General features: G+C 57.4%; 13 protein-coding genes. 8 read left to right on the top strand and 5 right to left on the bottom strand.

Annotated elements, in window-relative coordinates:
- Position 1: 1 nt before the first annotated feature.
- From WFL93_RS01450 to WFL93_RS01435, 4 genes are all read left to right on the top strand, one after another.
- On the top strand, positions 2 to 1108 hold the full coding sequence (locus WFL93_RS01450) for an ABC transporter permease (RefSeq protein WP_336777117.1): 1107 nt from the start codon (positions 2 to 4) through the stop codon (positions 1106 to 1108).
- Positions 1109 to 1196: 88 nt separating this feature from the next.
- Positions 1197 to 2030, top strand: coding sequence for a transketolase (locus WFL93_RS01445; RefSeq protein ID WP_007891543.1), 834 nt, complete (start codon positions 1197 to 1199; stop codon positions 2028 to 2030).
- On the top strand, positions 2023 to 2967 hold the full coding sequence (locus WFL93_RS01440) for a transketolase family protein (protein WP_007891544.1): 945 nt from the start codon (positions 2023 to 2025) through the stop codon (positions 2965 to 2967). Before WFL93_RS01445 ends, WFL93_RS01440 begins: the two co-directional genes overlap by 8 nt.
- A gap of 2 nt (positions 2968 to 2969) precedes the next feature.
- On the top strand, positions 2970 to 4457 hold the full coding sequence (locus WFL93_RS01435) for an FGGY family carbohydrate kinase (protein ID WP_336777116.1): 1488 nt from the start codon (positions 2970 to 2972) through the stop codon (positions 4455 to 4457).
- Between the two features lie 103 nt (positions 4458 to 4560).
- Here the strand turns inward: WFL93_RS01435 and WFL93_RS01430 are convergent, their stop codons facing one another.
- Complete coding sequence (locus WFL93_RS01430; RefSeq protein WP_007891548.1) at positions 4561 to 5295, bottom strand: flagellar brake protein; 735 nt, start codon at positions 5293 to 5295, stop codon at positions 4561 to 4563.
- A gap of 185 nt (positions 5296 to 5480) precedes the next feature.
- Between WFL93_RS01430 and WFL93_RS01425 the strand changes: the two genes are divergently transcribed.
- A complete protein-coding gene (locus WFL93_RS01425; protein WP_049851133.1) occupies positions 5481 to 5729 on the top strand; it encodes a GlsB/YeaQ/YmgE family stress response membrane protein in 249 nt (82 codons plus the stop codon).
- A 62-nt stretch (positions 5730 to 5791) separates the two neighbouring features.
- Here the strand turns inward: WFL93_RS01425 and WFL93_RS01420 are convergent, their stop codons facing one another.
- Entirely contained in the window at positions 5792 to 7891 is a 2100-nt protein-coding gene (locus WFL93_RS01420) for a TonB-dependent siderophore receptor (RefSeq protein WP_336777115.1), read from the bottom strand.
- A gap of 261 nt (positions 7892 to 8152) precedes the next feature.
- A complete protein-coding gene (gene treA, locus WFL93_RS01415; protein WP_336777114.1) occupies positions 8153 to 9832 on the bottom strand; it encodes an alpha,alpha-trehalase TreA in 1680 nt (559 codons plus the stop codon).
- A gap of 207 nt (positions 9833 to 10039) precedes the next feature.
- On the opposite strand from treA, the gene ghrA reads away from it, so the two are divergent.
- Genes ghrA through WFL93_RS01400 form a run of 3 tightly spaced genes read left to right on the top strand, consistent with a single transcriptional unit; the run spans position 10040 to position 12327 of the window.
- Positions 10040 to 10978 carry a glyoxylate/hydroxypyruvate reductase GhrA gene (gene ghrA / locus WFL93_RS01410; protein WP_336777113.1) on the top strand — a complete coding sequence of 313 codons (939 nt, stop codon included), beginning with the start codon at positions 10040 to 10042 and terminating at the stop codon, positions 10976 to 10978.
- A 24-nt stretch (positions 10979 to 11002) separates the two neighbouring features.
- A complete protein-coding gene (locus tag WFL93_RS01405) occupies positions 11003 to 11740 on the top strand; it encodes a phosphatase (RefSeq protein WP_049851135.1) in 738 nt (245 codons plus the stop codon).
- A gap of 26 nt (positions 11741 to 11766) precedes the next feature.
- A complete protein-coding gene (locus WFL93_RS01400; RefSeq protein WP_336777112.1) occupies positions 11767 to 12327 on the top strand; it encodes a TorD/DmsD family molecular chaperone in 561 nt (186 codons plus the stop codon).
- 3 nt (positions 12328 to 12330) lie between these two features.
- On the opposite strand, the gene WFL93_RS01395 is transcribed toward WFL93_RS01400, so the two are convergent.
- Both WFL93_RS01395 and WFL93_RS01390 read right to left on the bottom strand, forming a co-directional pair.
- A complete protein-coding gene (locus tag WFL93_RS01395; RefSeq protein ID WP_336777111.1) occupies positions 12331 to 13692 on the bottom strand; it encodes a CoA transferase in 1362 nt (453 codons plus the stop codon).
- A gap of 47 nt (positions 13693 to 13739) precedes the next feature.
- Positions 13740 to 14630, bottom strand: coding sequence for a DMT family transporter (locus tag WFL93_RS01390; RefSeq protein ID WP_336777110.1), 891 nt, complete (start codon positions 14628 to 14630; stop codon positions 13740 to 13742).
- Positions 14631 to 14763: the final 133 nt, after the last annotated feature.

Below are 14763 nucleotides of genomic sequence, written 5' to 3'. Positions count from 1 at the left end.
TATGAAAAACAACGGCGCGCTCGCGCTCTCAACGCCGGGCAAAGCGTTCAACTCACGCGAAAGCCTGATTCTGCTGCTGTTAAAACTGCGTACCTTTATTGCGCTGTTCCTGATTGTCGGTTTCTTTGCCATTACCGTGCCGGATTTCCTCGCGGTCGGCAGCATGGTGATCATGGTGAAACACATCGCCATTAACGCCTTCCTCGCGCTCGGCATCACCTTTGTCATTATCACTGCGGGCATCGATCTCTCCATCGGCGCTACGCTCGGCCTGTGCGGCATGATTGCCGGCTGGCTAATCACCAAAGGCATTGTGCTGCCGATGTTCGGCATCGCCATCTTCCCCAGCGTGTGGGTGATCGTGCCGATTGTATTGCTGATTGGCGGAGTGATAGGCGCGGCGAATGGCTGGATCATCACCCGCTATAACGTGGCGCCGTTCATCTGCACGCTCGGCACCATGTATATCCTGCGCGGTACCGCGATGCTCACGTCGGGGGGCGAAACCTTTCCCGGCTTGCAGGGCAATGAAATGCTCGGTAACACCGGATTTGACAAGATCGGCGCCGGCTATTTTCTCGGCTTGCCGTGGGCCATCTGGATGATGGTGCTGCTGGCGCTGGTGATCGCGTACGCTGCGCGGCGCCTGCCGTTTGGCCGTCAGGTTTATGCCATTGGCGATAACGAACGCGCGGCGGAACTCTCGGGCGTGAAGGTGAAGTCGGTAAAAATCTGGGTCTACGCCATCTCCGGTTTCTGCGCGGCAATTGCCGGCATCGTGGTCTCTTCACAGTTGGTGGCCAGCCATCCGGCGAACGGTACCTCATTCGAAATGAACGCCATCGCTGCGGTGGTGCTGGGCGGCACGTCGCTGGCCGGTGGACGCGGCACCATCCTCGGTACGCTAATTGGCGCTTTCGTCATCGGTTTCCTCGCCGACGGATTAATCATGATGGGGGTGAGCGAGTTCTGGCAGATGGTGATCAAAGGCATTGTGATCATTGTGGCGGTGATCATCGATCAGATGCAGAGCCGCATGCAGCAGAAAGCGGCGGTGGTGGCGCAGAAAGCGCTGATTGAGGAGGGCGCTAGCCCGGCAAAAAGTTAATCGGTTGGGTGCAGGCACCGATTGTCTGCACCTTTTTTTATTCATCGAGAATAAATATTCATCAATGCTTTAAAATTCAGAGGTGTCTATGAATCCTTTCAAATATTCGGTAGCGGATCTGGCCGCCAAAGCGCGCGCTGTGCGCCGTCGCATCATCCAGCTTAACGCTGGGAGCCCGGCTGGTGGGCACACCGGTGCCGATCTCTCCCAGGTAGAGATTCTCACCGCGCTCTATTTCCGCATTCTTAACTGCGCGCCGGATCGCACCAACGATCCGCAACGCGACATCTATATCCAGTCGAAAGGCCATGCCGTCGGCGGTTATTACTGCGTGCTGGCGGAAGCGGGCTATTTCCCTACCGAATGGCTGCCGACGTATCAGCATGCTGATTCACATCTGCCGGGCCATCCGGTACGACAGAAAACGCCGGGGGTTGAACTGAACACCGGCGCGCTGGGGCACGGATTACCGGTCGCCGTCGGCATTGCGCTGGCGGCGAAAAAAGATAACAGCGACCGCCGCATTTTTGTCGTCACCGGCGACGGTGAACTGGCGGAAGGCAGTAACTGGGAAGCCGCGCTGGTGGCGGCGCATTACGGCCTCGATAACCTGGTCATTATCAACGATAAGAACAAGCTGCAGCTGGCAGGCCACACGCGCGACATCATGAACACCGATCCGCTGCCGGAAAAATGGCGTGCCTTTGGTCTGGAGGTGAGCGAATGCAATGGCAATGACATGGCTGCCGTGGTTGAGGCCATTGAAACGCTGCCACGTAACGGCGGCAAACCGCAGGTCATTGTGGCGCACACCGAAAAAGGCTTCGGCATCTCCTTTATTCAGGGCAAGCCCGAGTGGCATCACCGTGTGCCGAAAGGCGAAGAGATTGAGTTGGCACTGGAGGAGTTGAAAGATGAGTAATGCAAAACACCTGGCGACGGTAATGGTCGAGGCATTTATCGATGCGGTGAATCGCGGCGTTGATTTAGTGCCGGTGGTGGCCGACTCCACCTCAACCGCCAAAATTGCGCCGTTCATCAACGCGTTTCCCGATCGCCTGATTAACGTCGGCATCGCGGAACAAACGTTAGTGGGGACCGCTGCCGGACTGGCGATTGGCGGCAAAGTCGCCGTCACCTGTAATGCCGCGCCGTTCCTGGTTTCCCGTGCTAATGAGCAGGTAAAAGTCGACGTCTGCTACAACAACACCAATGTTAAATTGTTTGGCCTGAATGCCGGTGCCAGCTATGGGCCGCTGGCCAGCACCCATCACAGCATCGACGACATTGCGGTGATGCGCGGCTTCGGCAACATCGAAATCTATGCGCCATCCTGCCCGCTGGAGTGTCGCCAGATCATTGAGTACGCGCTGGCGCATGTGGGCCCAGTGTATATCCGCCTCGACGGCAAAGATCTGCCGCAGCTGCACGACGAAGACTACCAATTCCGTCCCGGCCAGATTGATGTTTTGCGTGAAGGTGATGACATCGTGCTGGTGGCGATGGGCTCCACCGTTCACGAGGTGGTTCACGCCGCTGAGCAACTGCATGAACAAGGCATTACGGCGGGTGTGATCGCCATTCCATCGATTCGACCTTGTGATACCCAACGGCTTCGCGAGCTGTTAAATCACTACCCAGCGGTAATTAGCGTGGAAGAGCATAACGTCAACGGCGGGGTTGGCAGCCTGGTGGCAGAAGTGTTGGCTGAAGGTGGCTGCGGCATTCCCCTGCTGCGATTGGGTATTCCGGATGGCGAATACGCGATTGCCGGCGATCGTGCCTCAACCCGGGCACGCCATGGCATCGATGCGGCCAGCGTGGTGAAGAGTGCGGTACGTATCTGTGCAGGAGCGTAAAGATGGCAGGTTCGTTGATACTGGCGATTGATGAAGGTACCACTAACGCCAAAGCGATTGCGGTGGATGGCGCAGGAACGGTGGTGGCGCGCAGCAGCCAGCCGCTAACGCTGGCCCATCCGCAGCCGGGACTGGCGGAACAAGATCCGCTGGCGATTTGGCAGGCGGTAAAACGAGCGGTAGAAGAGTGTCTGGCGCAGTGCGCGGGCGCGGCAGTGGCGTCGGTGGCGATCAGTAATCAGCGCGAGTCGGTGTTGATCTGGCAGCGGCACAACGGCCAGCCGTTGACGCCGTTAGTCAGCTGGCAGGATCGCCGATCGGAAGCCTTTTGCCGCGACTTACGCGTGGCCGGCAAAGCGCCCCGTATCACCGGCCTCACCGGATTGGCGGTGGATCCGATGTTTCCAGCCGGCAAACTCACCGGCATGCTGGCCGCGTTGCCGAACGGCCTGGCGCGGGCGCGGGCCGGTGAACTCTGTATCGGTACCGTGGACAGTTGGTTGAGCTGGCAACTGAGTGAGGGTGAAAGTTTCGTCACCGATCATGCTAATGCGGCGCGTACTCAACTTTATAACCTGCACAGCGGCGACTGGGACGATGAGCTGCTGGCGTTATTCCACATTCCACGCGCAGCGCTACCGCAGATTGTGCCCTCGGCCAGCGCCCATGGCGTGGTAACACGTCAGGATATGCCCGGGTTAACGCCGGGCACACCGATTCTGGCGCGCATCGGTGATTCGCATGCCGCGCTGCAAGCGCAGCGTAACGGCAACGAAGAGGTGGTAAAAGCCACTTATGGCACCGGGTCATCGCTGATGATGTCGATGGCGACGCCGCTGCTGACCGAAAATGGCCTCAGCACCACGGTGGCCTGGCACGACGGCACGCTGCGCTACGCTTTTGAAGGCAACATCACCCATACCGGATCGGGGGCGGCGTGGCTTGGCCGCATGTTGGGCATCCAGGACCCGCGTGAACTCACGGCTCTGGCACAGCGTAGTGAGCACAATCAGGGCATCTATTTTGTGCCCGCGCTTTCCGGGCTGGGCGCACCCTGGTGGGATCTGAAAGCGCGCGGCATGGTGTGCGGGCTGACCGATGCAGCCACGCCGGAAGTGCTGGCGCGCGTGGCGCTGGAATCGATCACCTTTCAGATCGCGGACGTGTTTTTCGCGATGGAACAAGCCAGCGGCGTGCGGCTGCCAGCGTTGTGCGTTGATGGCAGCGCCACGGAAAACAGCTGGTTGATGCAGTTGCAGGCGGATGTATTGCAGCGGCCACTGAAGCGCGTGCCGACGCCGGAGGTTTCCGCACTGGGCGCTGCGCTACTGGCGGGCCGCACGTTAGGCTGGTGGCAGCAGGGCAGTGAGATGCAGGCGCTGCAGGGGGGCAGCGTCATTATGCCGCGTGAAGAGCAGGCGAAAAGCATGCAGGAGAATTATCAGGGCTGGCTCGAAGCGGTGGCGCGTTGTCGTTATCAGCCGCATTGACCGGTGCGGTTTTCGTCAGGTGCGCATTGATGCGCACCTGCAACATCGCTCGCCATACATGGCGGCCCTACGGATAAACTGTGCACAATCATGCGTACCGGGATTACTGGAACCGATTCGCCTTATCACGCGCCAGGCGCTCCAGCGCAAAAATTACCTGCTGTAGCTGGCGTTCCTGAATCGGTTCGATGGCGGTAAAGCGGAAGCTCAGGCGCGGCGTCACGCGGGTATCGTTCTTGCTGGTCACCACGGTACGTTCACCGATGTGTAGCAGCTGCGCCGTCACTTCAAAATGGCCATATTCTGCGAGATCAACGCGGAGTTTTTTAAAGGTATCGCCACGGTTGAGACCTTCTGGCAGCGCTTCATCCAGCAGTACGCCGACGCCGCCTAAGGAGAGATCCTGCAGGCGGAAACGCGCAGTACGGCCATCAGGCCACTGGCTGTGGCAGTAAAACACCGGCTCCAGCGGCGCATTCACGCGGAAAAATTCACGGCGCTGAATTTGCCATACCAATTCGGGTAGCGATGCGGCAAAAGCAGGCAGACCTTCAAATTCGATACGTTGTAAACCGGTTAAGCCAAATTCCACTTTGGCGCCGTGTGTTTCGGCGGCAATATTGATTTCGCCACCTTGCAGCGCTAAATCGTTATCCAGCGCATTGCTGCCGAGGTCAAAGATCACCTGATCTTCATCGGCTGACAGCATGCGGCTGATAAACTGACCGCGCGAAAAATTCACCATCAACGGGGTTTGAAAACGCAACAGGTCTTTCATCACGCCCAAAACAGCTAACGTGCCTCGCTTGAGGTATTGTTCTTTATCGGCTTCTCCCACGTCCTGCTCCATTATCCGATTGTTATTTTCACGACTGCCAATGCTGTTCGACTGTTATCGGCGTATTCACGCTGAGCTTTAGCCTGCTAACGATGATTTACTGTGGCAAGTTGCGATGCAGATCAAAAAATCCCGGCTATACTTGTTGCGGTGAACACATTGATTAATAACGTAAGGAGCAGTACATGGGTATTCTTTCATGGATTATTTTTGGTCTGATTGCCGGTATTATCGCCAAGTGGATTATGCCGGGTAAAGATGGCGGCGGCTTTATCATCACCGTAGTGCTGGGTGTGGTGGGTGCGGTTGTCGGTGGCTGGATCAGTACCCTGTTTGGTTTCGGTAGAGTTGACGGTTTCAACTTCGGCAGCTTCGTGGTGGCGGTAGTGGGTGCCATTGTGGTGCTGTGGATTTACCGTAAAGTTCGAAGTTAACCGCACAGAGATTTGATAAAATCCGCCATCCCAATCAGGATGGCGGATTTTTTTATACCTGCTTAAAAGTCGTAGCCTACCGTTGCCATCACGGTGCGCTCGGCGCCGCGATAGCAGTAACCGGTGCCATAACAGGCCGCCAGATACTTTTTATCCGTCAGGTTGTTGGCATTGACCTGCAGCCATGCCCCTTTCAACTGTGAATTCCACGCGCCAAGATCCGCACGTACCGACGCATCGAACAGCGTCACCGATGGCAAACGCGTGGTGTTTTCGTTATCCGCCCACTGTTTACCGATATAGCGCACGCCAGCCCCGGCACTCAAACCGTAATCAAACTGATAGTGACCCCACAACGATGCCATGCTGTTTGGCGTCACGTAAGGTGTATGGCCATCGTTGCCGTCTACGGAGTCTTTGAAGCGTAGATGATTGAGCGTGTAACCCGCGATGGTGCTGAAACGCGAGGTAAGCTGATTACGTGCTTCCAGCTCAATACCCTGTGAATGCACTTTGCCCGATGGCGTGTAAGTACCGTCCTGCACGTTACGGTTGGCGACATCATCCTGGGTTAAATCGTATAGGGCGATGGTGTACATATCGCGCGTGCCGACCGGCTGATATTTCACGCCCGCTTCGTACTGCTCGGAGGTGGTCGGTTTCAGCTGATTGCCATCAGGATCGGTCAATGAAGCGGGGGTAATCGCCTGGCTCCAGCTGACGTAAGGCGATACGCCATTGTCGAAGGCGTACAGCAGCGCAGCACGGCCGCTGATGTGATCGTCCTGACGACGGCTGTTGCCATTTTCTGACACGATGCGGTCGTAGCGGCCCGAGAGATCCAGATGCCAGCGATCGAGCTGCAACTCATCCTGCAGATACAGGCCGGTCTGATAATAGCGACGCGTTTGCGCTGTCCAGGCAAAATCTGGCATCGCGCCGACGGCTTCACCGGTCCACGGGTTCAGCGCACTCGCTGCGCCGCTAGAATCGCTGATGTCGTTTTTATAACGATGGTATTCGGCACCCAGCGTCACGCGATGTTGGAGCGCGCCGGTGGCAAAATCGGCCTGCAGCTGGTTATCGTTGGCCCAGGCGTTGAGTGATGAACGCTCGCCGGAGAAGTAGCGATTCAGCAAGTCTGGATTGGTGGCATTCCAGCCAATCTGATACACCTGATCGAGCTCGGTATTAGAGTGACTGTAGCTGCCGGTAGAGTGCACTGACCACACATCGTTGAAGCGGTGTGAAAAATCATAGCTGTAGATCTGTTCGTGGCGCTTGAACTGATCGAGCGCGCTGTCGCCTTCGTAGAAGCTATCGCTTAACTTACGACCATTATGACTGTAAAGCGTGCCTTCTGCGGGTACCGAACCGTGATAGCCGCCAGACGGATCTTTCTGCAGATAGGCGCGCAGCACTAAATTGGTGTCTTCACTTGGCTGCCACATCAGCTGCGGTGAAATCGCATACTTCTCTTCACGGGTGTGATCGTATTGGGTATCGCTGTTGCGTGTGATGCCGGTTAAACGGAATGCCCACTGGTCATTGATGGCGTTGGTGTAATCAAACGCGGCGCTGTTGGTGGCATTCGTGCCAGTAGACAGGCGGAAATGGCCCTCTTCAGCAAACTGCGGACGCTTACTGACCATATTCACCAATCCGCCCGGCACGGTTTGGCCATACAACGCAGAAGAGGGGCCTTTAATCACATCTATGCGATCGAGGAACCAGTTATCTACCTGCAGAATGTTGAAGCTGCCGCCGTCACTCATCACGCGCAGTCCATCAAGGAAGGTGTTATCGACATCACCGCCGTGGAAGCCGCGCAGGGCGATGGTGTCATAACGCGTGGCGGCACCGCCAAAGTTGGTAAACACGCCCGGTGTATAACCCAGTGCCTGATTGAGATCCTGCGCACCCTGATCTTGCATTTGCTGACGCGTTACCACCGAGATGGATTGTGGGGTGGTAATCAGCGGTTGATCGGTTTTACTGGCACCGCTGCTGCGCGTGGCGAGATAACCTTGCGTCGGTGAAGTGGCGCTCTCCTGCGGCTGAGCGGTAACGACAATCGACTCTTCCGCAAAGCTCGCAGCGGGCAGAGCCAGCGCAAGCGCACACAGCACGCGGCCACGTTTAAGGGTAAACAGCGAGGTCATGAGGGTTCCTGTTGTTATTAATGGGAATGGCTATCGATATCAGATTGAGAATTATTATCTTTTAATGCGGGTGTTTCAAGGTGTGAATTTGTTGTAAGAGGGTTGTGAGGAAAATGCACAGATTACGCATACAAGCCGTAGCGGCGCGATTTATCGCGCATAGTAATGGCGGAATTATGCCCATCCAGAGGATGCGCAATAAATTACGCCGCGACGGAATGTGCGGTTGCCGGGCCTGTTCGCCCGGCATGAGGGATAGGATTACTTCGCGGAAGTCAACACAGGCATATCAGGAATATCACCGGCGCTGTTACAGGTTTTGTCTTTCGGGCAGTATTTGTCGAGCAGTTTCAGCGTCACGCCATTGGTCCAGCCGAAACCGTCCTGCAGCGGATATTCACCGCCACCGCCGCCGCCCAGCTGCGCGCCTTCCACCACATATTTCTCAACCAGTTTGTGCTCCTTGTCATAGGTTGCCTGCACGTTTTGCAGGAAGCGCTGACCAATCTGCTGCGCCAACTTCGGCTGGTTGTAATGCTCCAGACCTTCTACCGCCACCCACTGCAGCGGGGCCCAGCCGTTTGGCGCATCCCATTGCTGGCCGTTGTTTACGGTGGTGGTAACCAATCCGCCGGGTTTCAGCAACTGTTTCTCCACCGCTTTAGCGGTGCGATCTGCTTGTTTATCGCTCGCTACCTGCATATAGAGCGGGAACAGCGTGGCTGCCGTAAGCTGAGGATGTACCTGCTTTTTCTGGAAGTCGTAATCGGCGTACCAGCCTTGTTTGTCGTTCCACAGATAACGATTGATCGCTGCCTGACGTTTTTCGGCATCCGCAGCAAACGCTTTGGCCTTGTCATCCTGCTTGTCCAGTTTGGACGCTTTCGACAATGTCTGTTCGAGGTGGAACAGCAGGCTGTTGAGATCGACCGGCGCTAACTGCGTGGTGCGGATCGAGGCCAGATTATGGGCATCAGTAAACCAGCGCGAACTGAAATCCCAGCCTGACGCCGCGCCCGCACGCAGATCGCGATACACCAGCTGTTTATTGCGCTCCGGCGCTTTGTTCGCCGTGTTGACATCATCCAGCCAGGATTCGGTACGTGGTGCGTCGCGATCGTCCCAGTAGCGGTTGAGCAGCGTGCCGTCGCTCAGTTTAATCACCCGTTTGCTGGCCTGACCGGCGGCGACTTTATCGCTGTCCGCCATCCAGTAGTCGTACTCTTTCTGCAGCTGCGGCAGGTATTGACGATAGACATCGTCGCCTTTGTGCGTCGCCAGCAGGTCAATCATCAAGCTGAAGAACGGCGGCTGCGAGCGGCTGAGATAGTAGCTGCGGTTGCCGTTAGGAATATGGCCATATTTATCGAGTTCGGTGGCGAAGTTATCCACCATATCCTGTACGCGATCCCAGTGACCGCTCTCCGCCAGGCCCAGCATGGTGAAGTAGCTGTCCCAATAATAGACTTCGCGGAAACGACCGCCGGGCACCACATAAGGTTTTGGCAGCGGCAGCAGTGAATCATATTGGCTGGCGCTCTGCGCAGTGCGCGTCAGCACCGGCCACAAACCGTTGATGTGCTCTCGCAGGCTTTGTCCGGATGGCGGTACATATTTGTCCTGCTCTTTCGGCAACGTAAAGTTGCTGTCGACAAAGTGCTTGAGATCGAAGTTGCGCTGGCTTTTCTGCATCTGCCAGTCGGCGAGAATCGAAGAGGGATTCGATTTTGGCACCGCATCGGCGAAGGTTTTCTGGTCCGGATAAAATTTCGCCTGCTGCACCGCATTGAACAACGGTCCCAGGCGCACATCCGGTGGCTGCGGTTGATTGCTGAGCATGCGGCTTTGGTCATCGGCGTGCGCGGCGCTGGCACCGGCCAGCAGTGCGGCGCTGAGTAAAAAGGTCAGACGCGCGGGCGTGAATACGGCATTTTTTATCATCGGTTTTTCTCCTTGTCCGAAAAGGTGGTGTGCTAACGCATTGACCACCCGAACAACTTTAGTCGCTATCGCGTCGCTTAGCCTTGTGTCGCAGTGGAAATGTGAAGCGCCCGGAATTAATCACCTGAGAAATTGCATTAAGGCTAAGGTTTTTGCTTGCCCTGTACGGCTATTTGCCTGAGGCTGAAAGAAAAAAAGGAGAGCTGTATGGAGATTATCTGGTATCACCCATCGCTGGCACCGCACGGTTGGCTGGACGGTTTACGTCAGCGTTTACCTGAGGCGCGCGTTCGTCACTGGCAGCCGGGCGACACGGCCCCGGCCGATTACGCCATCGTGCGTTCTCCGCCGGTTGAGATGCTGGCAGGCCGTCAGTTAAAAGGTGTATTTGCCATGGGCGCGGGCGTCGACGAAATTCTTAAGCAAATTCGTGAAAATCCACAGATGCTGGCTGACGAGGTGCCGCTGTTCCGTCTGGAAGACACCGGTATGGCGCGCCAGATGCAGGAGTATGCCAACTGGTGCGTGCTGGGCTGGTTCCGCCGCTTCGCTGACTATCGCCAACTGCAGCAGCAATCGCAGTGGCAGGAGCTTGATGGGCGGGATCGACACAACTTCACCGTTGGTGTTTTAGGCGCGGGCGTATTAGGCCGCAGCGTGCTGGAAAGCCTGCGTCAGTGGGGTTTTCCGTTGCGTAGCTGGAGCCGCTCCGCCAAACAGATTGACGGCGTGCAGAGTTTCCACGGGCGCGATCAGCTGAATGCCTTCCTCGATGGCACTCAGGTGCTGATCGATCTGCTGCCCACCACACCGGAGACCACGAACTTAATCGATAGCCACTTGTTGCGCGTGTTACCGCACGGTGCCTGCTTCCTTAACCTGGCGCGCGGTGCGCATGTGGTGGAAGCCGATTTGCTCGCCGCGCTGAATAGCGGTCAGCTGGCGGCTGCCGCGCTGGATGTGTTCCAGACCGAGCCGCTGCCGCAGGATCATCCATTGTGGTCTCATCCGCATGTCACAATCACGCCACATACTGCGGCTATCACGTTGCCGGGTGAAGCGATGGATTACATTGCGGATGCCATACTTGCTCTACAGCAGGGCGATAAGCCAGGCGGTTTGGTCGATTGCCAGCGCGGTTATTAATTCACATTTGGTTAGGAGATGAAGATGTATCCCGTTGATTTACATATGCACACTGTCGCCAGCACCCACGCATACAGCACGCTGCATGATTATGTGGCGCAGGCGAAACAGAATGGCTTAAAGCTGTTTGCCATTACCGATCACGGTCCGGATATGGCCGATGCGCCGCACTATTGGCACTTCGTCAACATGCGCATCTGGCCGCGCGTGATTGACGGCGTCGGCGTACTGCGCGGTATTGAAGCCAACATCAAAAATCAGCATGGTGAGATTGATTGCAGCGGCCCGATGCTGGATGCGCTCGATCTGATCGTCGCCGGCTTCCACGAGCCAGTGTATGCACCGCGCGATAAAGCGCATCACACCGAAGCGATGATTGCCGCCATGGCTGGAGGTTTAGTGCATATCATCTCTCATCCCGGCAACCCAAAATTCCCGGTAGATATCCGCGCGATTGCCGAAGCTGCGGCGCACTACGATGTGGCGCTGGAGATCAATAACTCCTCCTTTACGCATTCACGGCCGGGCAGCGAACCGAACTGCCGCGCTATTGCTGAAGCCGTGCGCGATGCCGGTGGTCGCCTGGCATTTGGTTCCGATTCGCATACCGCGTTTACGCTGGGGCATTTCGAACACTGCATTCGCATCACCAGCGAAGTGGATTTTCCGCAAGATCGCGTGTTAAATGTCACGCCGCGTCGCCTGCTCGATTTCCTCGAACAGCGCACCGGCAAACATATTGCTGAATTTGCTGATTTTTAACTTTTTGCCTCAAGGAATTCTGTTGCATGAATGAGTTTTCCATTCTCTGCCGCGTCATCGGCTCGCTGTTTAATCGCCAGCCGCAGGATCCGCTGCTGGTACCGCTGTTCACGCTGCTGCGCGAAGACAAACTGCAACAGCAGTGGCCGCTGGAGCAGGAGGAACTGTTGACGCGTCTGCAGCAGAATAGCGATCCCCAGGCGCTGGCCGCCGATTACAACGCACTGTTTGTTGGCAGCGAGTGCAGCGTTCCGCCGTACGCTTCGCAGTGGCCAAATGGCCCACAGGAAGCCGAGGTGCGCGCCTTTCTCAGCGCCCGCGGCATGCCACTAAGCGAAGCCCCGGCCGATCACTTCGGCGTGCTGCTGCTCGCGGCATCGTGGCTGGAAGATCAGTCGGCGGAGGATGAATCCGCCGCACAGCTGGCACTGTTCGATGAGTATCTGCTGCCGTGGTGCGGCGCGTTCCTCGGTAAAGTGGAAGCGCACGCTACCACAGCGTTTTATCGCACGCTGGCCGCACTGAGCCGTGAAGCCATGCAGGCGATGTATGAAGAGCTGAACGAAGAGCAGGGCGACGAGGCGTAATCGTTACCAGCTGGCTGCGCTACTGCCGAGTTTGACACCCGGCGTAGCGCAGATCATTGGCGTGCCGGGCAGATAAGCCGCGGCACGCAATCTCTGCGCAATGCCCCACTGATTGAACTCCACGCTGCTCAGCACATCATCGCGTTGCGCCTCAATACCGTTTTGCCCATTTTCTGGCGCGGCACCGAACTGTTGCAATAGCTGCGCCGTACGTGCCAGTGACAAACGCGCCTGCCAGCCGACGCCATGGCTTAACCGTTGACGCAGACCTTCCAGCACCGCTGAAGCCATCAGGTAGCCGGTGGCGTGATCGAGCGCCTGCACCGGCAGCGGTGTCGGTTTGTTGCTGCCGCTCCAGCGCATGCCTTGCTCGGCGATGCCGCAGCCCATCTGCACCAGGCTGTCGAATCCGCGCCGGTTGCGCCACGGCCCGCTCCAGCCCCACGCATTAAGGCTCACATCCACTAAGCCGGGTGCCAGTTTGCGGCGGGTATCGGCATCCAGTCCCAGTTTCTCCAGCGCATCGGCACGATAACCGTGTACCAGCACATCGCTGTGTTGCAACAGCTGGCGCAGCTGTTCGCGCCCGGCCCGGGATTTGATATCAAGACGCGCACAGCGTTTGCCGCAGGTGATCTCCTCTTCCAGCGTCGGCTCGTGCCAGTCGGGCGGATCGATGCGCAGCACATTGGCGCCAAGGCTGGCGAGAAAGCGCGTGGCGACCGGACCGGCGATGATGCGGGTGAGATCCAACACGCGTACGCCGAGCAGCGGGCGTGCGGGCGATAACGTCCAGCCTGGCATCGGCGCCTCGCCGCAGGCCTGCTGTGCAATCAGCGGCTCATGTTGCACCGCGCTGCCTTGCGGATGCTGCTGCCATTGTGCTTCGCTGCGCATCTGCGCGGCGCAACCGCCGGCCTCAATCACCGCCTGCTCGAGCGCGGCGGCGGGCCAGCGTGCGACCGCGTCGGCCAGTGAGGCGCGATGGGCATGCTGGCAAAGAACCTGCTCCATCGCGGCACGATGATGAGCGGCATTAGTGTGCAGGCGGATCCAGCCGTCGGCGCTGGCGTAATCGCCGGCGAATTCGTCCCACAGCGCAGCGGGAGGCCGATTAAGCGGAATCAGGCTGTGTTGAAACCAGCGTGAGGCAAGACGGACGTTGACGCTGACCGGCGCGGATTGGCCGATTAAGTCGCTCAGCGCCTGACTGGCCAGCCCGATGCTGGTGGCCGCCAGTTCACTGACGGCAAAGGCAGACGCGAAGGTTTCGGGTTGGAGGAAGGTGAGCGAGGGAAGCGCATCCGCGCCTCGTAATCCCTGCCACATTTGCTGCCACAGTGCGGCAGCACGTTGAGAATCCATGTTGAGTCTCCGGATAACGCGCGAGACTCAAGCATAGCAGAGGCAATTTAACGGCGACGCAAGCGTAAACGGGGGAAACGCGCGTGCATGCGCAGGTTACGCAGATTGATCACGGCAATCGCGGTCCCCAATACCACCAGCGAAGCGCCGAGAACCTTAAAGCTGTTCATGCTATCGCCGAGCACCAGTACGCCCATCAACACCGCCAGCACCGGCGTCAGCAACGAGTAGGGCATGATCAGATTCACGTTGTACTTCTTCAGCAACGCGTACCACAGCGTATAGGCCACAATCGACGAGGCCAGCGCGCTGTAGAGAATACCAAACCAGCCGCGCCAGCCCGCGTGGCTCAGCGCGTAAAACTGGTGTGATTCGGTGAGCCAGGAGGCTGCGCCGACAATCGGCACCGCAAGGAAGGAGATCCAGCCGGTAAGCGTCAGCGGTTTAATCGGCGGCGATTTTTTCACAATCATATTGCTAATGGCCCAGCCGAAGGCGCTGCACAGCAGAATGCACAGCACCCACCAGGCTGGAATGGTGGGGCTACCCGACAGCACCGCCACGCCGCTTAACGAAATCGCGATACCGATCAGCTGTATCATGCGCAGCTTCTCTTTCAGAATCACCATCGCCAACAGCATGGCAATCGGCGTGCCGAGCTGCACCACAATGGCACCGGTGCCGGCATCGGTGTAACGCATGCCGACAAACAGCAGCGAGAAGTGCATAAAGCCAAAGGTGAACGCCAGCGTCAGCAGCCACGGCAGCTGCGCGCGCGTAATGCGACAGAAGGGCACCAGCACAATCGCCACCACCACAAAGCGCATCCAGGTAAGAAACAGCGGGGGAAGTTCCAGCAATCCCCACTTTACCGCTACGTTATTGAACGCCCAGATGGAAACCACCATCAGAACCATAAAAAAATGCCGCGCTGCCACAATGTCTTCCTTCACCGTCAATCAGGATTAATACCGGCTAATGATGGCATGAAGGCGATGACTTCGGGCGTGTCTGAGGAAAAAAAATTCGTTGAAGCATTAGCTTATGCAGGAAAAAAATAAGACATGTTGC

The organism is Pantoea sp. USHLN256 (assembly GCF_037149875.1).
In the GTDB taxonomy this organism is placed as follows: Bacteria; Pseudomonadota; Gammaproteobacteria; order Enterobacterales; family Enterobacteriaceae; genus Pantoea; species Pantoea nemavictus.
This window is presented reverse-complemented; position numbering and strand designations above follow the sequence as displayed.